Source organism: Rhodococcus sp. HNM0569, assembly GCF_012726205.1.
Lineage (GTDB): Bacteria > Actinomycetota > Actinomycetes > Mycobacteriales > Mycobacteriaceae > Rhodococcus_F.
In genome coordinates this window covers 1-20,316 of the sequence record NZ_JAASAE010000005.1, presented here as the reverse complement: position 1 = coordinate 20,316, position 20,316 = coordinate 1, and the positions used below count along the sequence as shown (strand labels likewise).

The 20,316-nt window shown below is 69.5% G+C and carries 21 protein-coding genes and 1 tRNA gene; 14 read left to right on the top strand and 8 right to left on the bottom strand.

The annotated features are described in order from the left end of the window. Positions 1–106: 106 nt before the first annotated feature. The 4 genes from HCA44_RS08580 (at position 107) to HCA44_RS08565 (ending at position 4,338) form a co-directional block, all read left to right on the top strand. A complete protein-coding gene (locus HCA44_RS08580) occupies positions 107–1,024 on the top strand; it encodes an ACP S-malonyltransferase (protein ID WP_169648139.1) in 918 nt (305 codons plus the stop codon). Positions 1,025–1,180: 156 nt separating this feature from the next. Next, on the top strand, positions 1,181–1,492 hold the full coding sequence (acpM, locus tag HCA44_RS08575; RefSeq protein WP_169648138.1) for a meromycolate extension acyl carrier protein AcpM: 312 nt from the start codon (positions 1,181–1,183) through the stop codon (positions 1,490–1,492). A gap of 7 nt (positions 1,493–1,499) precedes the next feature. Next, complete coding sequence (locus HCA44_RS08570) at positions 1,500–2,747, top strand: KasA/KasB family beta-ketoacyl-ACP synthase (RefSeq protein WP_169648137.1); 1,248 nt, start codon at positions 1,500–1,502, stop codon at positions 2,745–2,747. A gap of 157 nt (positions 2,748–2,904) precedes the next feature. Continuing rightward, positions 2,905–4,338 (top strand): carboxyl transferase domain-containing protein, encoded by a 1,434-nt coding sequence (locus HCA44_RS08565; protein WP_169648136.1) that lies wholly within the window; start codon positions 2,905–2,907, stop codon positions 4,336–4,338. 24 nt (positions 4,339–4,362) lie between these two features. On the opposite strand, the gene HCA44_RS08560 is transcribed toward HCA44_RS08565, so the two are convergent. The 3 genes from HCA44_RS08560 to HCA44_RS08550 all read right to left on the bottom strand — a co-directional run bounded on the left by HCA44_RS08560 (position 4,363) and on the right by HCA44_RS08550 (position 7,021). Next, positions 4,363–4,875: a DUF3145 domain-containing protein gene (locus HCA44_RS08560; protein ID WP_169648135.1), complete on the bottom strand. Its 513-nt coding sequence runs from the start codon at positions 4,873–4,875 to the stop codon at positions 4,363–4,365. A 130-nt stretch (positions 4,876–5,005) separates the two neighbouring features. Next, positions 5,006–5,857: a serine hydrolase domain-containing protein gene (locus tag HCA44_RS08555; protein ID WP_346764645.1), complete on the bottom strand. Its 852-nt coding sequence runs from the start codon at positions 5,855–5,857 to the stop codon at positions 5,006–5,008. A gap of 36 nt (positions 5,858–5,893) precedes the next feature. Then, the gene (locus HCA44_RS08550; RefSeq protein WP_169648134.1) at positions 5,894–7,021 is read right to left on the bottom strand and encodes an NDMA-dependent alcohol dehydrogenase; all 1,128 of its coding nucleotides are present in this window, start codon (positions 7,019–7,021) and stop codon (positions 5,894–5,896) included. A 154-nt stretch (positions 7,022–7,175) separates the two neighbouring features. Here HCA44_RS08550 and HCA44_RS08545 point away from each other — a divergent pair, with 154 nt between their 5' ends. Further along, complete coding sequence (locus HCA44_RS08545; RefSeq protein WP_169648133.1) at positions 7,176–7,589, top strand: CoA-binding protein; 414 nt, start codon at positions 7,176–7,178, stop codon at positions 7,587–7,589. 13 nt (positions 7,590–7,602) lie between these two features. On the opposite strand, the gene HCA44_RS08540 is transcribed toward HCA44_RS08545, so the two are convergent. Beyond that, positions 7,603–8,142 (bottom strand): DinB family protein, encoded by a 540-nt coding sequence (locus HCA44_RS08540; RefSeq protein WP_169648132.1) that lies wholly within the window; start codon positions 8,140–8,142, stop codon positions 7,603–7,605. A gap of 172 nt (positions 8,143–8,314) precedes the next feature. Between HCA44_RS08540 and HCA44_RS08535 the strand changes: the two genes are divergently transcribed. Beyond that, positions 8,315–8,572, top strand: a complete 258-nt coding sequence (locus tag HCA44_RS08535) for a BatC protein (protein WP_169648131.1) — start codon at positions 8,315–8,317, stop codon at positions 8,570–8,572. 5 nt (positions 8,573–8,577) lie between these two features. After that, positions 8,578–9,819: a cupin domain-containing protein gene (locus HCA44_RS08530; RefSeq protein ID WP_169648130.1), complete on the top strand. Its 1,242-nt coding sequence runs from the start codon at positions 8,578–8,580 to the stop codon at positions 9,817–9,819. On the opposite strand, the gene HCA44_RS08525 is transcribed toward HCA44_RS08530, so the two are convergent. The 3 genes from HCA44_RS08525 to HCA44_RS08515 form a co-directional block, all read right to left on the bottom strand. After that, complete coding sequence (locus tag HCA44_RS08525; RefSeq protein ID WP_169648129.1) at positions 9,746–10,831, bottom strand: DNA polymerase IV; 1,086 nt, start codon at positions 10,829–10,831, stop codon at positions 9,746–9,748. The genes HCA44_RS08530 and HCA44_RS08525 overlap by 74 nt on opposite strands. 98 nt (positions 10,832–10,929) lie before the next feature. Beyond that, a tRNA-Ile gene (locus tag HCA44_RS08520) sits at positions 10,930–11,003 on the bottom strand. Between the two features lie 66 nt (positions 11,004–11,069). Continuing rightward, entirely contained in the window at positions 11,070–12,155 is a 1,086-nt protein-coding gene (locus HCA44_RS08515) for an AraC family transcriptional regulator (protein WP_169648128.1), read from the bottom strand. A gap of 198 nt (positions 12,156–12,353) precedes the next feature. Between HCA44_RS08515 and HCA44_RS08510 the strand changes: the two genes are divergently transcribed. The 6 genes from HCA44_RS08510 to HCA44_RS08485 all read left to right on the top strand — a co-directional run bounded on the left by HCA44_RS08510 (position 12,354) and on the right by HCA44_RS08485 (position 19,256). Next, a complete protein-coding gene (locus tag HCA44_RS08510) occupies positions 12,354–13,481 on the top strand; it encodes an NDMA-dependent alcohol dehydrogenase (protein ID WP_169648127.1) in 1,128 nt (375 codons plus the stop codon). 51 nt (positions 13,482–13,532) lie between these two features. Further along, positions 13,533–14,954, top strand: coding sequence for an aldehyde dehydrogenase family protein (locus HCA44_RS08505; RefSeq protein WP_169648126.1), 1,422 nt, complete (start codon positions 13,533–13,535; stop codon positions 14,952–14,954). A gap of 8 nt (positions 14,955–14,962) precedes the next feature. Then, positions 14,963–15,931, top strand: coding sequence for an alpha/beta hydrolase (locus tag HCA44_RS08500; protein WP_169648125.1), 969 nt, complete (start codon positions 14,963–14,965; stop codon positions 15,929–15,931). Position 15,932: 1 nt separating this feature from the next. Continuing rightward, the gene (locus tag HCA44_RS08495) at positions 15,933–17,519 is read left to right on the top strand and encodes an NAD(P)/FAD-dependent oxidoreductase (RefSeq protein ID WP_169648124.1); all 1,587 of its coding nucleotides are present in this window, start codon (positions 15,933–15,935) and stop codon (positions 17,517–17,519) included. 75 nt (positions 17,520–17,594) lie between these two features. Next, on the top strand, positions 17,595–18,284 hold the full coding sequence (lepB, locus tag HCA44_RS08490; RefSeq protein WP_169648123.1) for a signal peptidase I: 690 nt from the start codon (positions 17,595–17,597) through the stop codon (positions 18,282–18,284). A gap of 57 nt (positions 18,285–18,341) precedes the next feature. Next, on the top strand, positions 18,342–19,256 hold the full coding sequence (locus tag HCA44_RS08485; RefSeq protein WP_169648122.1) for a pentapeptide repeat-containing protein: 915 nt from the start codon (positions 18,342–18,344) through the stop codon (positions 19,254–19,256). On the opposite strand, the gene HCA44_RS20970 is transcribed toward HCA44_RS08485, so the two are convergent. Next, the gene (locus HCA44_RS20970; protein ID WP_240945397.1) at positions 19,179–19,706 is read right to left on the bottom strand and encodes a cytochrome P450; all 528 of its coding nucleotides are present in this window, start codon (positions 19,704–19,706) and stop codon (positions 19,179–19,181) included. The genes HCA44_RS08485 and HCA44_RS20970 overlap by 78 nt on opposite strands. A 417-nt stretch (positions 19,707–20,123) precedes the next feature. Between HCA44_RS20970 and HCA44_RS20965 the strand changes: the two genes are divergently transcribed. Next, positions 20,124–20,316, top strand: a 193-nt coding sequence (locus HCA44_RS20965; RefSeq protein ID WP_240945396.1) for a hypothetical protein, incomplete at its 3' end; no start/stop codon positions are given.

Below are 20,316 nucleotides of genomic sequence, written 5' to 3'. Positions count from 1 at the left end.
TGGCTGGTCCTCACGTGGGATTTTGTAGGTTTCCTACAAAAGTCCGCAAAATAGTTCATCCCGCGCGACATCAGTAGTGCGCCTCGTCGGGGTGTTCCCTTGAGTGGTGATTGCGTTGCTTGCGCCCGGTCAGGGCTCCCAGACTCCCGGCATGCTCGCTCCGTGGCTCGAGGTCCGCGGAGCCCAGGATCGCGTCGAACTGTGGTCCAAGGCCGCAGGCCTCGACCTCGTCCGGCTCGGCACGACCGCCACTGCGGAGGAAATCACCGACACCGCCGTCACGCAGCCACTCGTCGTCGCCGCGGCCATCCTCGCGTACGAGGACGCCCAGGCGCGCGACCTCGTCCCCGCCGACGCCGTCGCGGCGGGTCACTCGGTGGGCGAACTCGCCGCGGCCGTCGTCGCGGGCGTGCTGTCGGCCGACGATGCTGTCGCGCTCGCCGCGGTGCGTGGCGCCGAGATGGCCAAGGCGTGCGCGCTCGAGCCCACCGGCATGTCCGCGGTGCTCGGAGGCGACGAGGCCACCGTCCTCGCGCGTCTCGACGAACTGGGCCTCGAACCGGCCAACCGCAATGCCGCAGGCCAGATCGTCGCGGCCGGCCTGCTGTCGGCCCTGGACGAACTCGCCGCGAATCCGCCGGAGAAGGCCCGTGTCCGTGCGCTGCCCGTCGCAGGCGCGTTCCACACACGGTTCATGAGGCCCGCGCAGGACGCCGTCAGTGCCGCGGCCGCCGCGATCACCCCCGAGGAGCCCACCCGCACCCTGCTGTCGAACTTCGACGGCAAGCCCGTCTCGTCCGGCGCCGACGCGCTCGACAAGCTCGCCGCACAGGTCACGAGGCCGGTCCGCTGGGATCTGTGCACCGCCACGCTCCGCGAGACCGCCGTCGACGGACTCGCCGAGTTGCCCCCCGCCGGCACACTCGTCGGCATCGCCAAGCGCGAGATGCGTGGCACGCCCACGCTGGCGCTCAAGACCCCGGCGGACATCGCCGCACTCGCCGAACTCGGTAGTCTCGGCTAGTTTGCTGCGCGCCCGGGTTTCGCACCCGGGCTCGTAGGGACCGGACGCGCGCTGCGCGTCCGTCCGGCAGGGGTTCGCCCGTGCCGGAGGTCCGGCGGGCGCTGTCTGCCGGATTCATCGAATCGGAACACCACACATGAGAAGGGAGCCACACCCGTGGCCGCCACCCAGGAAGACATCATCGCCGGACTCGCCGAGATCATCGAGGAGGTCACCGGCATTGAACCCTCCGAGGTGACCGTCGAGAAGTCGTTCGTCGACGATCTCGACATCGATTCCCTGTCCATGGTCGAGATCGCCGTGCAGACCGAGGACAAGTACGGCGTCAAGATCCCCGACGAGGACCTCGCGGGCCTGCGCACCGTCGGCGACGCCGTCACCTACATCCAGAAGCTCGAGGCCGAGGGCGGCGACGCTGCCGAGGCCGTGAAGGCGAAGCTCGAGGCCGACAAGAACGACGGCGAGTGAGCCACCGGTGACTTCCACTACTCGTAGCGGGACTTTCCCCAACGTCGTCGTCACCAGCCTCGCGGCCACGACGTCGGTCGCGGGCGATGTGGATGGCACCTGGAAGGGGCTGCTCGCCGGCGAGAGCGGAATCGACACTCTGCACGACGATTTCGTCTCGGAGTTCGACCTTCCGGTCACGATCGCCGGGCACCTCAAGGTTTCGCCCGACGACACGCTCAGCCGCGTCGAGATCCGGCGGATGAGCTTCGTCGAGCGTCTCGCTCTCGTGCTCGGCCGTGAGGTGTGGTCGAACGCGGGCAGCCCCGAGGTCGACAAGGACCGTCTCGGCGTCGTCATCGGCACCGGTCTCGGCGGCGGCGAAGCACTCATCGACGCCGTCGACAAGATGAACGCGGGCGGCTACCGCAAGGTGTCGCCGTTCGCGGTGCAGATGGTCATGCCGAACGGTCCGTCGGCCACCGTCGGCCTCGAACTCGGCGCCCGCGCAGGCGTGATCACGCCCGTGTCGGCGTGCTCGTCGGGCTCCGAGGCCATCGCGCATGCGTACCGGATGATCGCGCTCGGCGACGCCGACATGGTCGTCACGGGCGGTGTCGAGGGCGAGCTCGGGCCCGTGCCGATCGCGAGCTTCGCGATGATGCGGGCGCTGAGCACCCGCAACGACGACCCGAAGGGGGCGTCGCGGCCGTTCGACACCGATCGCGACGGGTTCGTGTTCGGCGAGGCCGGTGCGCTCATGGTCCTCGAGACCGAGGAGCACGCCAAGGCACGCGGGGCCACGATCCACGCCCGGCTGCTCGGCGCAGGCATCACGTCCGACGGCTACCACATCGTCGCTCCCGATCCCGAGGGCAGCGGTGCGGCGCGCGCCATGACGCGCGCCCTCGAGACCGCGGGTCTCACGAAGCAGGACATCAAGCACGTCAACGCCCACGCCACCGCCACCCCCATCGGCGACACGGCGGAAGCGAAGGCGATCAACGCGGCCGTGGGCAACCACGCCGCGGTGTACGCGCCGAAGTCCGCGCTGGGCCATTCGATCGGTGCCGTCGGCGCCCTCGAATCGGTCCTGACGGTCCTGGCGGTGCGGGACGGCATCATCCCGCCCACGCTCAACCTCGAGCACCAGGATCCAGAAATCGACCTCGATGTCGTGGCGGGCACGTCCCGCACCGGCTCGTTCGATTTCGCGCTCAACAATTCGTTCGGTTTCGGCGGGCACAATGTCGCGCTCGCCTTCGGCCGCGCCTGATTCCAGGCGAACGAATGACCCTGCCGGGAGTTCCGTCCTCCTCGCGCAGGGCAAACGAGGTCCCGGTGGGGGCCGAGCGGTCGCGTACCGCATCGGCCCCCACCGCGGGACCGTCACCCCAGCGCACCGGCACGCCCAGCCCACGAGGAGGCCCGCGATGACAGTCCTGGCACCGGCGACGAGATCCGCCGCAGCAACCGATCCCCGCGATCCCCTCGCCCGGCTCGAGCGTCTGTTCGACCCCGGCACCACGACACCGCTGCACGCACGCGACAAGTCGGGGGTACTCGCGGCGTCGGGCACCATCGACGGCGTGCGCACCATCGCGTACGCGTCCGACGCGACCGTCATGGGCGGCGCGATGGGTATCGACGGCTGCACGCACATCGTGCACGCGATCGACACCGCGATCGAGGAAGGCGCGCCCGTCGTCGGGCTGTGGCACTCGGGCGGTGCGCGCCTCGCCGAAGGTGTCGAGGCCCTGCACGCAGTGGGCTTGGTGTTCGCGGCGATGGTCCGGGCGTCCGGCGTCGTCCCCCAGATCTCCGTGGTCCTCGGCTTCGCCGCGGGCGGTGCGGCCTACGGCCCCGCCCTCACCGACGTCGTGATCATGGCTCCCGAAGGCCGCGTGTTCGTCACCGGGCCCGACGTCGTGCGCAGCGTGACCGGCGAACAGGTCGACATGGAGTCGCTCGGCGGCCCCGAGACGCACACCAAGAAATCCGGTGTCGCGCACATCGCGGCCCAGGACGAGAGCGACGCGCTGCATCGTGCCCGGCGACTGGTGTCGATGCTGTGCGATCAGGGCGAGTTCGACCAGGCTGCCGCCGAACACGGCGACACCGATCTACGCGCGCTCATGCCTGCGTCCGCACGGCGCGCGTACGACGTCCGGCCGATCGTGCACGAGTTCCTCGACAACGTCGAGGGCGAGTCGACATTCGAGGAACTGCAGGGTGCGTACGCTCGCAGCATCGTCACCGGTTTCGGCCGCCTCGGCGGCCGCACGGTCGGCGTGATCGCGAACAATCCGCTCCGGCTCGGCGGATGCCTCAACTCCGAGAGTGCCGAGAAGGCCGCGAAGTTCGTGCGGATGTGCGATTCGTTCGGTGTCCCGCTCGTCGTTCTCGTCGACGTCCCCGGCTACCTGCCGGGCGTCAGCATGGAATGGGAGGGCGTGGTCCGACGCGGCGCGAAACTGCTGCACGCGTTCGCCGAGGCGAGCGTCCCGCGTGTCACCGTCGTCACGCGCAAGATCTACGGCGGGGCCTACATCGCGATGAACTCCCGCGCGCTCGGCGCCACGGCGGTGTACGCGTGGCCCGATTCCGAGGTCGCGGTGATGGGTGCCAAGGCGGCCGTCGGCATCCTGCACAAGCGCGCTCTCGCAGCCGCTCCCGACGACGAACGCGACGCGCTGCACGAGCGGCTCGCAGCGGAACACGCCGAGATCGCGGGCGGCGTCGACCGTGCGGTGTCGATCGGTGTGGTCGACGCCGAGATCGATCCCGCGAAGACTCGCAGCACCGTCAGTGCGGCGCTCGCGGCGGCACCCGCGCGGCGGGGCGCGCACAAGAACATCCCGCTCTGATCGCGCAGGTCTGCGCCGCGCGCGTCAGCCGACGTCGCGGCGCAGCCAGGTGACTTCGGCTCCGCCCTCTCCGCCGCTGCGGAACGGCTCGAGTTCGGCGTCCCACGGTGTGCCGAGCGCGTGGTCGATCTCCGAGGCGATGTCGCCGCCTGCAGCCAGGATCGCCCGCAACCTCAATTCGCCCAGGACTATGTCGCCGCTCGCGCTCGCGACGCCGTGCCACCGTCCCAAGCCGGGGGCGTAGCTGTATCGCACACCGTCGACTCCGTCGCTCGGGTCCTCGGTGACCTCGAATCTCAGCACAGGCCACGCCTCGAGTGCGTTCACGAGCCGCGCCGCGGTGCCGACCGGACCCACCCACGACGTCGTGGCGCGCAGGGTGCCAGCGGACGCCGGTTGCGACGTCCACTTGAGATTGGCGGGACTGTTCAGTACGGCAGCGAGCGCCCACTCGACATGTGGGCAGAGCGCAGCCGTGGCGGAGTGGATGTAGACCACTCCGGTCGTGGTGTCTGCGAACTGTTCGGATGCCCGCACGAGTACCTCCTGCTTCGACGAGGGACGCCTTCCCCAACGACCTCGATCGACGTGCAGGTGATCGACACGCTCGATGTCACAGTGTGCCTGTGTTGCCCATGTTGCGCCAGTGAATCGGAGAATCGCCGCGTCAGCGGTCGCGTGCGGTCGCGAGCACGGCGTCGCTCACGTCCCGCCACAGCGGTTTCGCCCAGTCGCCGAACGCGCGGTCGGTGAGCACGAGGGTCGCGACACGGGCGTCCGGATCGACCCACAGGAAGGTGCCGGACTGGCCGAAGTGTCCGAAGGTGCCGGGCGAGTTGTGTTCGCCGGTCCAGTGCGGCGTCTTGTGTGCACGCAGTTCGAAACCGAGGCCCCAGTCGTTGGGTTTCTGCATGCCGTAGCCGGGCAGGATCCCGTTCAGTCCGGGGAACTGGAGGGTGGTGGCCTCGCGCAGTGTCTCGGGGGCGAGCAGTCGCGGCGCGAACAGTTCGGCCGCGAAGGCCGCGAGGTCGTCCACGCAGGCTCGGGCACCGTGCCCGGCCGACCCGTCCAGCACGGCCGACGCCATCCCGAGCGGTGCGAAGACACCGTCGCGCAGGTACTCCGGGAAGTCGATGCCCGATTCGGCCTCGACGAACGACGCGAGCACCTCGTATCCCGCGCTCGAGTAGATGCGCTTGGTGGCGGGCTCGGCACGCACCCGATGCTCGGCGAAATCGAGCCCCGACGCGTGTGCGAGCAGATGCCGGACGGTCGATCCGGGCGGCCCGGCAGGCTGATCGAGTTCGACGGCACCCTCCTCGACCGCGACGAGGACGCCGTACGCGGCGAGAAGTTTCGTGACGGAGGCGAGGTCGAACACCCGGGTGGTGTCCCCGTACCGGCCCAGCACGCTGCCGTCGTCGGCGACGACGACGGCAGCGGCATGGTCGACGGGCCAGTCGGCAAGACGCCCCAGAACGCGATCGACGGTGACCAGGTGGCTGTCGGAAGTGCTCACCCGGCCACCCTATCGACCGGTGCCGTTACCGCCCGATCAGCGATCGGCGTCGGTGTAGCGGATGACGCCGCGGATGTTCTTGCCGTCAAGCATGTCCTGGTAGCCCTGGTTGATCTCTTCGAGCGAGTAGTAGTTGGTGATCATGTCGTCGAGGTTGAGCTGGCCCGACTTGTACAGGTTGAGCAGGTTGGGTACCTCGACGCGCGAGCTGCAGCCGCCGAAGACGTTGCCCTTGAGGTCCTTCTGCAGCATCGCCATGAGGAACAGGTTGAGCTTGACGTCCATGTCGGCCATGTCGCCCATCGCGGTGACGACGCAACGACCGGACTTCGCGGTGAGCGTCAGGGCCGGGTCGATGTACTCGCCCTTCATGTGGCCGAGCGTGATGATGGTCTTGTCGGCCATCCGCCCGTAGGTGAGCTCCATGATCGGGACGATCGCGGCTTCCATGCTCTCGAACGCGTGCGTGGCACCGAACTTGATCGCCTGGTCGCGCTTCCACGGCACCGGATCGATCGCGAAGACCTGCCGTGCACCGGACGCGACCGCGGCCTGCAGTGCGCTCATGCCGACACCACCGACACCGACGATCGCGACGGCTTCACCCGGCTTGACCTCGGCGATGTTGGTGGCCGACCCCCATCCGGTGGGCACGCCGCACCCCACGAGCGCCGCGACCTCGAACGGAATGTCCTTGTCGATCTTGATGACCGAGGATTCGTGCACGGTCATGTACGGCGAGAACGTGCCGAGCAGGCACATCGGGATCACGTCCTGCCCGCGTGCCTGGATGCGGTACGTGCCGTCGCTGATGGCCTGGCCGCTCAGCAGCCCGGCGCCCAGGTCGCACAGATTCTGGTGGCCTGCGGAACAGGACGGACACTTGCCGCAGGCGGGGATGAAGGACAGGACGACGTGGTCGCCCACCTCGAGGTCGGTGACCCCGGGACCGACCTTGGTGACGACGCCCGCGCCTTCGTGCCCGCCCATCGCGGGGTACGACGGCAGCGGCGTGGCACCGGTGACCATGTGGTGGTCGGAGTGGCACATGCCGGCCGCCTCCATGCGGAGGGACACCTCACCGGCGACAGGTTCCCCGATCTCGATCTCTTCCACCGACCACGGTTCGTTCACGCCCCACAGAATTGCGCCCTTGGTCTTCACGTCTGTTCAACCCTTCTCTGTCGCCAGTTGCAGTCGGGCCCGCATCGCACTCGTACCCATGCCGACCCGCTGATGTGACAGTAGGCACATTCGGCCAAAATTGGAACACGTTCTAGGGATGAATTTCCGTCGACGTCGGCGGTAGGTTGGGGGCATGAGCACCTCGTGGCAGGACCGCACAGCCGTCGACACGATGCTCGACGAGCTGCAGACCTGGGCCGTCGTCGGACTTTCCGGCGATCCGGGCAAGACCGCCTACCGCATAGCGAAGCTGCTGCAGCAGCGCGGCAAGAAGATCGTGCCGATCCACCCGTCGGCACCCACCGTGCTCGGCGAGCAGGGCTACGCGTCGCTGGCCGAGGTCCCCTTCCCCGTCGATGTCGTCGACGTCTTCCGCCGGTCCGAGGCGGCGGGCACGTTCGCCGACGAGGCCGTCGCGCTGGGCGCGAAGGGCGTGTGGTTCCAACTCGGTGTCGTCGACGAGGACGCGTTCGCGCGCACCACCGACGCGGGCGTGCTCATGGTGATGGACACGTGCCCCGCGATCGAGTGGGACAAGCGGGGCTGACCCGACAGCCGGATCAGCCGGCCCGGCCCGGCCACGGCACGCCGACGTCGTGCAGGTGATGGATCGGGTCGTGCACGAAGTACCGCGCGAGCGACTCGACGGTGAACGAGTGCCCGTCGGAACGCAGCCCCACCCGGTCACGTCTCGCGACGTCGATGCCGGCGAATCCCGAGGCGACCGCGTCCGCGGCGTCGGTCAACGCGACCGCGACCGCCGCGGGGTCCTCGTGGTTGTAGCGGGCCCGCACCGCGGTCGCGTCCTGGTCCCAGTCCGCGAACACGGGTTCGTCGTCGGACAGCATGAGCGCGAGGCGGATCGTGAAGATGCGGCACACGTCACGCACGTGGGCCGAGTATTCGAGAGGCGACCACACCGACGGGTCTGGCCGCGTGGCGACGTCCGTGCGGCGAAGCACGTCCGACCAGACCGCTGCCGCGCGTCTCGTCAACGTCGGCACCTCGTCGTACACGACGGTGCTCGCGTCGAACCCGCACTCGGGACACGGGCGATCCAGTACCCAGGTCCAGTCCTTGCCGTCGGGTGTGATCGCCATGCTCGCACCGTAGGCGACGCGAAGGCCGCGGCGTGCGGGACCGGCACAACGGCGAGGTCCGTTGTGCGCGCCGCGGCCCGATGTTTGACGAACCCCCCGGCGAGGCACCCCGTCGGCGACCGCGCCCGACCGCGGGCGGCGGTGACGTGTGGAAGGACCAGAGAGGACCCCCATGGCACTCGAAGACGACGACATCACCACCTCCGGCGCCAACCCCGACGAGGGTCCCGCGGACGGCGGCTCCAATCCCGGCGGCCACGACGGCGGCGCCGACGGACCGGCCGATCCCGGCGAAGGCCCCGCGGACGGCGGCTCCAATCCGGAGGGCCACGACGGCGGCGCCGACGGACCGGCGGACCCCGGCGAAGGCCCCGCGGACGGCGGCTCCAATCCGGAGGGCCACGACGGCGGCGCCGACGGACGCGCCTGACGCCCGTGCTCGAACGGTGTGTCGCGGTCGAACCCTCGGTGTTCGGCCGCGACTTCTGGGGCCGCGGCCCGCTGTTGAGCCGCGCGCAGGAATTGCCCGGCCCGTTCACCGACCTGTTGTCCGCGGATGCGGTCGACGAGTTGATCGCCGAACGTGGCGTCCGCACGCCCTTCCTGCGGATGGCACGCGACGGCACCGTCCTCGACCGTGCGTGCTTCACTCGCTCGGGCGGATTCGGCGCCGAGATGCCGGACCAGATCGACTCGGCGGGTGTGCTGGCCGAGTACGCGCAGGGCGCGAGCATCGTGCTGCAGGGACTGCACCGGCTGTGGCCGCCGCTCGTGCACTTCGCCCGCGGGATCGTCGACGACATCGGATATCCCACACAGGTCAACGCCTACATCACCCCGCCGGGCAGCCGCGGCTTCGACCCGCATCACGACGTGCACGACGTGTTCGTGCTGCAGGTCGACGGGCACAAGCATTGGCGCGTACATGCACCGGTCTTCGCGCATCCGTTGTCCTTCCAGCCGTGGACCGATCATCGCGAGGCAGTCGCGGCGCGTGCCCGGGACGAACCGGTGCTCGACGTCGAACTCGGACCCGGCGACGCGCTGTACCTGCCGCGCGGCTGGATCCATTCGGCAGTCGCGCTCGGCGAGACGTCGATCCATCTGACCGTGGGTGTCGAGGCGTTCACCGGCTACGATCTCGCGCGCGACGCGCTCGCGGCGCTTGCACGCGACGAAGACCTGCGGCGGCCCCTGCCCTTCGGCCTCGACCTCACGGACCGGTCCGCCGTCGAACCCGAGGTGCGTAAGGCACTCGCCGCCGTGGTCGAGGTGCTGACACGTCATGCCGACGAAGCGGCGGGGCAGACCGCAGGCGCGGTCCGCGACCGGTTCCTGCAGCGAACGCGGCCCACACCCGTCCGGCCGCTCGAAACCCTCTCCGCGCTCGGCGGTTTCGATGCGACGAGCACGGTGGCCCTGAGGCACGCACTGGTCGTGTCACTCGAGGAGGAGCGCACGGGCGGCGACGATCACGAGGGCCACATGTCGCGGACCACACTACGGTTGCCGGACAAGACGATCCGGTTTCCGTCGCAGTGCGTCGCCGCGCTGCGCGAGATCGCGACGGGCCGCCCGGTGACCGCGGAGACGTTGCCGGGCCTCACAACCGACGACGCGATGGTGGTACTTCGCCGCCTGCTGCGTGAGGGCGTGGTGGTGCCATCTCGACCCTGACGCCGAGCAGCCGCACGGCCCGTGCGTGGTCGAGGCGGTCGGTGAGCGCCACCGCCGCGTCGGCGACCACCGAGGGGTCGAGGGTCGGATCGGCGAGCGGCGCACTGACCGTGTGGGTTTCGAAGGGCGCGTACCGCACCTTGAGGCCGACTCGCACGCCCGGGCGGTCCTCGGCCACGATGTCGGCGGTGACGACGGCCGCGAGCCGTCGCGCGTGCTCCGCGACCTCCGACCAGTCGGTGAGATCCTCGGGAAAGGTGGTCTCGCGGCTGTGCGAACGCGCGATCCACGGATCAGCGGTCACCGGCGAGGTGTCGGATCCCCTGCCGATCGTCCCGATCCACGGCCCCATCTTCGGACCGAACTCCGCTGCCAGCACCCGGTCGTCGGCTGCGGCAAGCTCGCGCACCGTCGTGATGCCGTGCCGGGCGAGTCGTTTCGCCGTCCGGCTACCGATGCCCCACAAGGCGTCCGTCGGCCGCTCCCCCATCACGTCGAACCACGTTGCCGCGGTGAGCCGGAAGACCCCACGCGGCTTGCCGAATCCGGTGGCGATCTTCGCGCGCAGCTTGTTGTCGCCGATGCCGACCGACGCGTGCAATCCCGTCGCGTCGAGGATCGCGGCCCGGATCCGCTCGGCGAGCGCCTCCGGATCGTCGGTCACGACGCCGAGGAATGCCTCGTCCCACCCGAGCACCTCGACGACGGCGTCGAACCCGCGCAGGGTGTCCATCACGACGGCCGACGCCGCCGAATACTCGTCGGCGTCGACGGGGAGGAACACCGCGTCGGGAACATCCTTCAGCTTGCGGGCCGCGATCTTGAGCGGCATGCCCGAGCCGACTCCGTACTCACGGGCCGCGTACGACGCGGTCGACACCACGGCACGTTCCGAGGGGTCCCCGCGCCCGCCCACCACGACCGGTCTCCCGCGCAGTTCGGGGCGGCGCAGGATCTCGACGGCCGCGATGAACTCGTCGAGGTCGACGTGCAGCACCCACCTGCCGGTCATGCTCCGAGTCTGCAGGTGGACAGCCCGTCGCGGGGCGCTTTCGCACTCCCCCTCGTGAGTGATACCGGCGTGCGGGGACTCGCAGAGTGCTCACGACGTGGGGCGGGCGGGGCTCGAACCCGCGACCAATGGATTATGAGTCCACGGCTCTAACCGACTGAGCTACCGCCCCAGGCCGAGACGTACGCCTCGGCAGGGAAGAATCCTACCCACACTGCCGAGCGGCGCCGGGCGGCGGTCATCGGCTCTGCCACCGCCGCCGGGCGCGCGCCACACTCGACCAGTCGGAGTAGCCCAGACGGTGGGCGATCTCGTACCGCGGGACGGACTGCTCGCGCAGCAGGTTGTCGGCGACGATGCGGCGCACCTCGTCGACGAGTTCGCGGAATGTGGTGCCCTCGTGCTCGAGGTGCCGGCGCAGCGTGCGCGGTGCGTAGTGCAGACGCGCGGCGACGTCGTCGAGGGTGAGGTCGAGCGAGGACAGGTCCAGCAGGTGTGCGCGCACCTGCGCCGCCACACCCGTGCTGTGCAGCCGCTCGGCGCGGATGCGTTCGCAGTGGGCCAGCATCAGTTGCACCGCGTGCTCGTTCGCCATGGGCGGTTCCCGATCGAGATAGGTGCCTTCGTAGACGATTTCGGCTCGCGGCGATCCGAAGAGGACCGGAACACCGAAGTACTCCCGGTAGGCCGTCTCCCCCGCGGAGTCGGCGGGTGCGGGGAGCGGGAGCCGGATCTCGACGAGCGGATCGTCGGCACCGGGAAAGATCCCGCGATGGATCTGGACGACGGCAGTCATGTCGCGTTCGAGGACGAAGTGCCGGATGTCGGCGGGGACGTCGTCGGCCTCGAGCGTGAGCACGTATCTTCCGTCGTCCACTCGCGCCGTCATGGTGGCGAACGCGAAGGTGAGCAAGGCGTAGTGCAGGCCCCGCTGCACGGTCTCGCGCACCGTGGCCGACGCGGCGAGCAGGTAGCCGAGGTATCCGTAGGCGGTGAGGTGGTAGCGACGGCCGAGGTCGACGCCGAGCCCGGGCCGTCGGCCTGCGGATGCCACGAGATTGCGGATGACGGCCAGTTCCTGACGCGCTTCGACGAGTGCGTCGACGTCCGTCAGCGACGCCGGCTCGATGCCCGATCCGCGCAACAGTGCGTCGCGGGAGCGTCCGTGCTCGGCGGCCCATCGGCACATGATCGCGACCGACACCGGACTGCGCGGATGGTCCCAAAGGTCGGTGATGGCCGCGAGGATCCGGTTCGACGCGTGCAGAGCCTGCGCCGAGCCGGGCCCGGTCGTCTCGCCTCGACCACCGGGTTCGGGCTCCATGCGGTCAGTGTCGCCGACCACGCCGACAGCGTCAACGGTGTCGACGAGCGCGAGAGTGGCCGGAAAAGTCGGGGTGTGGCCGCGCGTGTCCTGTCGCGTCCCGGCCGGACAGGCCTACCGTGCAGACGTGAGTTACATCACATTCAGTCACCCGGGCGGGACAGCACGCGCCGGGGCACCCACGCGAGGAGGCGTCGCATGAAGGTCAAGGCTGCGGTCATCGAGGAAATCGGCGCGCCCTGGCGCATCTCCGAGGTCGATCTGGGCGATCCGGTGGAAGGCGAGGTGCAGGTGCGGCTCGCCGCATCGGGCCTGTGCCATTCGGATGCGCACGTCGTCTCCGGCGGCAGCCCGGTCCCGTTCATGCCCGTCCTGGGCGGCCACGAGGGCGCGGGCATCGTCACCAAGGTCGGCCCGGGCGTCTCACGCCTCGCCGAGGGCGATCACGTGGTGCTCGCGTTCATCCCCGCGTGCGGCACGTGCCCGTCGTGCGCGTCGGGCCTGCAGAACCTGTGCGACGAGGGGGCCGGACTGCTCACCGGACAGGCGATCTCGGACAAGACCTACCGGGTCACACGCGACGGCGACCCGGTGATCCAGATGTGCCTGCTCGGCACGTTCGCGCCGTACGTGACGGTCAACCAGGCGTCGGTCGTCAAGATCGAGGACGACATTCCGCTCGAGACCGCGGCGCTGCTCGGCTGCGGTGTGTCGACGGGCTGGGGTTCGGCCACCGAGATCGGCGACACCCGCCCCGGCGACACGGTGGTCGTCATGGGCATCGGCGGTGTCGGCATCAACGCGATCCAGGGCGCAGCCTTCGCGGGCGCACGCTACGTCGTCGCGATCGATCCGGTCGACTTCAAACGCAAGAAAGCCCTCGAGTTCGGCGCGACCCACTCGTACGCGTCGGTCGAGGACGCCGCCGCCGAGATCCCCGAGTTCACGTGGGGCAAGATGGCGCAGGTCACGATCATCACCGTGGGCGAGATACACGGCGAGCACATCCAGCAGGCACTGAGCCTCACCGCGAAGGGCGGTCAGGTGATCGTCACGGGCATGGGCGATTTCACGCAGTCGACGGTCGACCTGAACCTGTTCGAGCTGACGCTGCTGCAGAAGCGTGTGCAGGGCGCGATCTTCGGCGGCGTCGGCCCGCGCACCCAGATTCCGAAGTTGCTCGACCTGTATCGCACCGGTCAGCTCAAGCTCGACGAACTCGTCACCACGCGGTACCGCCTCGAAGACATCAACCAGGGCTACCAGGACATGTTCGACGGCAAGAACCTGCGCGGCCTCGTCGTGTACTCCGACGCCGACTACTGACCGACCGCCCACCGCCGACTTCCCACCTGCCGACTTCCGGAGCGTATTCGTATGAGCGACAGCACCATCCACGACAAGAATTACATCGACGGCGCCTGGACGCCGTCGACCGGCACGACACGCATCCCCGTCACCGATCCGGCGACGGACGAGGTGATCGCCGAGGTCACTGCGAGCACCGCTTCCGACGTCGACACCGCGGTGGCCGCCGCGCGCGCCGCCTTCCCTGCGTGGTCGCAGACGCCGCCCGACCAGCGTGCCGACTACCTCGCCGCAATTGCGGGCAAGCTGTCCGAACGCAGTGAGGACATCGCCCGCACCATCTCGTCGGAGCTGGGTTGCCCGATCTCGGTCGCCCGCGCCATCCAGGTACCGCTGCCACTCAACAGCTTCGCGGAAGCCGCGAACATCGTGCGCAGCTATGATTTCGAGACCGAACACCGAGGTTCGACGATCGTCCGCGAACCGTTCGGCGTGCTCGGCGCGATCACCCCGTGGAACTATCCGCTGCACCAGATCGCACTCAAAGTCGCGTACGGCTTGGCGACGGGCAACACCGTCGTCGTCAAACCCAGCGAGGTGACGCCGCTGTGCGCGCTGGCCCTCGTCGACATCGTCGACGAGATCGGCCTTCCCCCAGGCGTGTTCAACGTCGTGTTCGGCACGGGCTCCGACGTCGGCGAGGCGATCGCCGGGCATCCCGACGTCGACATCGTGAGCTTCACCGGTTCGACGCGTGCGGGTCGGCGGGTGTCCGAGGTCGCGGCCGGTACGGTCAAGAAGGTCTCGCTCGAGCTCGGCGGCAAGAGCCCCAATGTCGTCCTCGACGACGCGGACCTCGGCGCGGTCGTGCCCACGTCCGTGCAGGCGATGATGCTCAACTCGGGCCAGACGTGCACCGCGCTCACCCGGATGCTCGTGCCGCGCGGCAAGCTCGCCGAGGTCGAGGCGCTCGCGAAGGCGACCGCCGACGCCCTGCCGGTCGGCGATCCCACCGACGACGGCACCGCGGTCGGTCCGCTGTCCTCGCGTGCCCAGCAGCAGCGCGTGGCCGGCTACATCCGCAAGGGCATCGACGAGGGTGCCCGGCTGGTGACCGGAGGGGAGCCGAACATCGACGCGCCCGGCGCGTTCGTGCGGCCGACGGTGTTCTCGGATGTTACCGAAGACATGACGATTCACCGGGAAGAGATCTTCGGCCTGGTGCTCTCGATCGAGCCCTACGACAGCGAGGAGGAGGCGGTCCGGCTCGCGAACGCGACCGACTACGGGCTGGCCGGGGCGGTGTGGTCGGCCTCGCGCGAGCGGGCCGAGGCGATCGCACGCCGGATACGGGCCGGCCAGATCCAGATCAACGACGGGGCGTTCAACCCCAACGCCCCGTTCGGTGGCTACAAGCAGTCGGGCAACGGCCGCGAGGCCGGGGTGTTCGGACTCGAAGAGTTCCTCGAGGTCAAGTCGATCCAAGGATAGGAGAACCCATGCCGCTCGATCCCGTCACGCAGATCTTCCTGGCGCAGCTCGCGGAACAGCGCGACCCGCCGATCCACGAGAGCACGCCGGCGATCGCCCGGATGAGCGGCCCGATCATGTCCGGCCTCAGCGGACGCGGCCCCGAGATGGCGTCGGTGCACGACCTGAAGCTCGACGCGGCGGACGGTGGCCGCGTCCGCGTCCGGGTCCTCGTTCCCGAAGGCGAACCCCAGGCCGTCGTCGTGTACTTCCACGGCGGCGGCTGGGTGATCGGCGACATCGATCTGCAGTACGACCACGTCGGCAGGCATCTCGCCCAGCTGACCCGGTCGACGGTCGTGCTGGTCAACTACCGCAAGGCACCCGAACACCCCTTCCCCACCGCGCTCGACGACAGCTGGGTCGGGTTGACCTGGGCGGCATCACATGCGGCGGACTTCGCGCCCGCGGGCGTGCCGCTGATCGTGGCGGGCGACAGCGCAGGCGGCAACCTCGCCGCCGTCATGGCCCGATGGGCACGCGACCGCGGTGGGCCGACGGTCGACTGTCAGGTGCTCGTCTACCCGGTGACCGACTGCGACTTCGAACGGCCGTCCTATCTCGCGCCCGAGAACCAGCTGCTGCTCGGGCGCGAGACCATGATCTGGTTCTGGAACCACTACCTGCCCGACGACTCCGCGCGCAGGCACCCGGATGCGTCGCCCTTGCGTGCCGACGACCTGTCCGGTCTGCCGCCCGCCCTCGTGTACGTCGCCGAGTACGACCCGCTGCACGACGAAGGCGTCGCGTACGCGCAGGCGCTCGCCGACGCGGGGGTGCCCGTCACGCTCGAGGAGGCGGCGGGTCAGATGCACGCGTACTTCCAGATGGCGAACATCCTGCCCGGCTACGCCGCCGGCATCGCACTCGTCGCCGACTACATCGGGGCCTTCGTCGCAGGCAGAGCTGACGGACCCGTCCAGCGAAAGGTGGTATGAGATGGCAGATCACGATGTCGTCGTCATCGGGGCCGGCTTCGCGGGCCTCTATCAACTGTATGCGCTGCGGGAGCTCGGTTTCGACACGAAGGTGCTCGAGGCGGCGCCCGACGTGGGTGGCACGTGGTACCACAATCGGTATCCCGGAGCCCGGTGCGACATCGAGTCGATCGAGTATTCCTACTCGTTCGACCCCGAGCTCGAGCAGGAGTGGGACTGGAGCGAGCGGTACGCCGCGCAGCCCGAGATCCTCGCCTACGTGCGGCATGTCGCCGACCGTCACGACCTACGGCGCGACATCGAGTTCGACACACGGGTCACCGCACTCGACTTCGACGACACGGCGAACGAGTGGACCGTCACGACCGACGACGGTGCGCGTCGCACGGCCCGCTTCGTCGTCGCGGCCACCGGGTGCCTGTCGGTGCCGCTGCATCCGCGGTTCGAGGGGGAGGACGAATTCACGGGTGCCACCTACCGGACGTGGAACTGGCCCCACGACGGCGTCGATCTCACCGGCAAGCGGGTCGCCGTGATCGGAACGGGATCGTCGGGCCTGCAGACGATCACGGCCATCGCGCCCGATGTCGCAGCGCTCACGGTGTTCCAGCGCACGCCGCCCTACGCGGTACCCGCGCGCAATCGGACCATCACCGACGAACTCGCGGCGGTCAAGGCCCACTACCCCGAGTTCCGCGAGCTCAGCCGGCTCTCACGAGGCGGCGCGCAGTGCGCGGGCGACGAGCCGCCCTTCTTCGACGACCTCGCCGCAGACGACGCGTCCGCGGAACTCGGCAGACGCTGGCTGGACGGCGGCTTGTGCTACCAGCAGACCTTCCGTGACCTGCTGCAGGATCCGGTGGCCAACGAACTCGCCGCCGAGTACGTGCGTACCCGGATCCGCGAGACCGTGCACGACCCCGAGGTCGCGGAGAAGCTCACGCCCCGCTCGTACCCGATCGCCGCGAAACGGATGTGCGTCGACACCGGCTACTACGAGGTCTACAACCGCGACAACGTCGCGCTCGTCGATCTCACCGAAGACCCGATCCGGCGGATCACCGCACGCGGCGTCGTCGCGGGCGAAACCGAGCACGAGGTCGATGTCATCGTGTTCGCCACCGGTTTCGATGCGATGACCGGCGCGCTCGAGGCGATCGACGTGCGCAACGGCGACCGCACGCTGCGCGCCAAGTGGGCGGACGGTCCGCGCACGTACCTCGGACTGATGTCGGCGGGTTTCCCGAATCTGTTCACCGTCACCGGCCCGCAGAGCCCGTCTGTGCTGTCGAACATGATGACGTCGATCGAGTATCACGTCGAATGGATCGCGTCGGCACTCGCCCACGTGCGCGAACGCGGATTCGCCCGCATCGAGGCGGACGTCGATGCCGAGGACAACTGGGTGAACACGACGAACGACACCGCCGACCTGACGCTGTTCCCGAACGCCGCGTCGTGGTACATGGGCGCGAACGTCCCCGGCAAGAAACGGGTCTTCCTGCCCTTCGTGGCCGGCGTGGGCACGTACAAGCAGATCTGCGACGGTGTCGCCGTCTCCCACTACCACGGCTTCGAGTTCGCGTGAGCCCGGCGTCGGGCCTTCTCACGCGAATCCCGCGGAGACGGCCCGGCGTTCGCGGCAATTCTCTAGCCTGGACGAGTGGCGCGACGTCGAGCACTCCGGTCGATCCGGAACACGGTGGTGCTGGTGGTCGTGGTGGTCGTCGCCGCGTTTGCGCTCCAGACCTGGGTCGCACGGCCGTATTTCATCCCGTCCGAGTCGATGGAACCGACACTGCACGGCTGCCCGGGCTGCACCGGCGACCGGATCATCGCGGAGAAGCTGACGTACCAGGTGAGCGAGCCGGAGAACGGTGATGTCGTCGTCTTCGTCGGGCCGCCGTCGTGGAACACCGCGTACACGTCGATCCGGTCGGACAACTCGGTGATTCGGGCGATCGAGAACGCGGCGTCCGTCGTCGGTCTCGCGCCGCCCGACGAGAACGACCTCGTCAAGCGGGTCATCGCGGTCGGCGGTCAGACCGTGCAGTGCTGCGATCCCACCGGCCGGGTCACGGTCGACGGACTCGCGCTCGACGAGCCGTACGTCGAGTCGGACTTCCCGTGGAATCCGGCGGGCGGCAACGCGGCCTATCCGGCCGGCCGCATGTTCGGCCCGATCACGGTGCCCGACGGGAATGTGTGGGTGATGGGCGACAACCGCAATCATTCCGCCGACTCGCGCGCACATGTCACCGACGAGTTGCAGGGCACCGTGCCCGTCGACAACGTGCGTGGCCGCGCGGTCTTCAAGTTCTGGCCGCCGAGCCGCATCGGTCCGGTGCACTGAGGCGGCGTCGAACAATTCGCAGGCGCCCCACGGTCGGTGCGCAGTACGCTGCGGGCGATGGCCTCCCCGCCGGTACCCGACCGCGCTGCGCTGCACGCGCACTGCGAGGACTGTGTCGCGCTGTGCTGCGCGGCGTTCGCCTTCACACGCTCGGCCGACTTCCCGGAAGACAAGTCCGCGGGCACGCCGTGCCATCACCTCGACCAGGACCATTCGTGCACGATCCACGACCGTCTCGAGGCGCGCGGCTACCGCGGCTGCATCGCATTCGACTGCTTCGGCGCCGGGCAGCGGGTCACTCGGTCGTTCGGGGACGACGCCGCGCGCACGTCGCCACGAGATGCCGCGCTGGTGCACGACGTCTTCACGGTGGTCCGCCAACTGCACGAGATGCTGTGGCATCTCGCGGAAGCGACCCGACGCGCGTACGAGGGCACGACCGTGGACGCCGCCCACGACCTCTCCGAGGGCCTGTCCGCGCTGACCCGGCGTGAACCGCACCATCTGGCTCGTCTCGACGTCGAGAGCCTGCGGGACGAGGTCCGTGCGGTTCTCGTCGACACGAGCCGACAGGTGCGTGCGGCCTACCGTGCGACCGACCGGAAGGCCGGTGGACTCGGCGGGTCCGGAGCTGATCTCGCCGGCCGTGACCTCCGCCGACTCGACCTGGTCGGCGAGGACCTGCGCGGAGCCTGCTTGATCGGCAGTGATCTGCGCGGGAGCGATCTCACCGCCGTCGACCTGCTGGGGGCCGATCTGCGCGGTGCGCGACTCGACGGTGCCGACCTGGCGGACGCACTGTTCGTCACCCAGGGGCAGTTGCAGTCCGCGCACGGCAACGACGCCACTGCACTCCCTCCCGACGTCCGGCGGCCGCTTACGTGGAGCGGGCGCTCAGCGCACCGCGAACGTCAGCCCGAAGTGGTCGAGGGTCGCGGGCATCGGCGCGTGTGGGGTGGGCCGCACGCGTGAGGTCACGTCGAACCCACCGCGGGAAAGCAGCGCACCCAGCATCGAACTGGTCACGAGCAGCACGAGGTTTTCGCCGGGACAGCGCGCCGGGCCGGCGCTGAACGGCACGAGCGCCGGGTGGGTGTCGGCTCGCCCGTCCGACCAGATCTCCGGCGTGAAGGTGTGCGCGAACGGCAGCCCGTCGTCGCGGTGGAATGCCGCCGCGACGACCGCGAAGCCGGTACCCGCGGGAATCGTGTGGCTGCCTCGGTCGTCGGACCACGCGGTCGGCACGAGCGAGTCCCGCAGGATGACGGGCGTCGTCGGCCACAGACGCGTCGCGTCGAGGACGCAGTCACGCAATCGCCGCAGCGGGCGGGCCGGTCCAGACTCCGCGGCGTACTCGGCGAGCGCCGCGTCGCGGTGCTCGTCGTGGGTCGACAGGACGGCGAGCGTGCGTAAGGTGACCATTCCCGCGGCGTCGAACGCGAAAGCCAGTGCGGAATCTGCCCCACCGCATCGACAGCACCCGGGGCCGCTGTCGCGGCAACGGCTCCCGCAAGCGACTCTGCCGGCGCGTCCTGTGCAGCGCGGTGCAGCCGAGCGGTGAACCGATCGCGCAGCCGGTGGCGGACGGGATGCACGTACGACCAGTTGCCGTCCGACCGCAGCCTCCACAACTCGTCGGTGAGCGTGTCGTCGTCGCGCGCGGCCGGTCCGAACACGAGCTGTCGGACGACGCGCCACCAGGCCCGGGTGAAGGCGGCCGCGCCGAGTGTGCCGGTGCGCCAGGCCGTGTCGACGAGTGCGTCGGCTTCGCGTTCGACGACGTCGACGAACGGTTCGGCGAGCCGGTGCAGCGCCGAGCCGGTGTCGAGAATCGCTTCGTTGAACGAGCGCCGCGCGTGGCGGAGTTCGCCCCGTGAGATCAGCACGCCGTGCGGCTGGAACGGCGACAGTGCTGCCACCTTTTCGCGATTCGCCGCGGTGAACGCGTCGTCGGCACCGGTGAGGACGGTGTCGACGTCGTCTGGCGAGAGCACGACGGCGAGTGTGCGTGGCCCGGCTTTCATCGCCAGTG

Bases quoted from the DNA above. Each gene is read 5' to 3' on its own strand.
- HCA44_RS08565 (WP_169648136.1), top strand. From the start codon at position 2,905: ATGACAGTCCTGGCACCGGCGACGAGATCCGCCGCAGCAACCGATCCC.
- HCA44_RS08545 (WP_169648133.1), top strand. From the start codon at position 7,176: ATGAGCACCTCGTGGCAGGACCGCACAGCCGTCGACACGATGCTCGAC.
- HCA44_RS08540 (WP_169648132.1), bottom strand. From the start codon at position 8,142: ATGGCGATCACACCCGACGGCAAGGACTGGACCTGGGTACTGGATCGC.
- HCA44_RS08535 (WP_169648131.1), top strand. From the start codon at position 8,315: ATGGCACTCGAAGACGACGACATCACCACCTCCGGCGCCAACCCCGAC.
- HCA44_RS08525 (WP_169648129.1), bottom strand. From the start codon at position 10,831: ATGACCGGCAGGTGGGTGCTGCACGTCGACCTCGACGAGTTCATCGCG.
- HCA44_RS08515 (WP_169648128.1), bottom strand. From the start codon at position 12,155: ATGGAGCCCGAACCCGGTGGTCGAGGCGAGACGACCGGGCCCGGCTCG.
- HCA44_RS08510 (WP_169648127.1), top strand. From the start codon at position 12,354: ATGAAGGTCAAGGCTGCGGTCATCGAGGAAATCGGCGCGCCCTGGCGC.
- HCA44_RS08505 (WP_169648126.1), top strand. From the start codon at position 13,533: ATGAGCGACAGCACCATCCACGACAAGAATTACATCGACGGCGCCTGG.
- HCA44_RS08500 (WP_169648125.1), top strand. From the start codon at position 14,963: ATGCCGCTCGATCCCGTCACGCAGATCTTCCTGGCGCAGCTCGCGGAA.
- HCA44_RS08495 (WP_169648124.1), top strand. From the start codon at position 15,933: ATGGCAGATCACGATGTCGTCGTCATCGGGGCCGGCTTCGCGGGCCTC.
- HCA44_RS08485 (WP_169648122.1), top strand. From the start codon at position 18,342: ATGGCCTCCCCGCCGGTACCCGACCGCGCTGCGCTGCACGCGCACTGC.
- HCA44_RS20970 (WP_240945397.1), bottom strand. From the start codon at position 19,706: ATGGTCACCTTACGCACGCTCGCCGTCCTGTCGACCCACGACGAGCAC.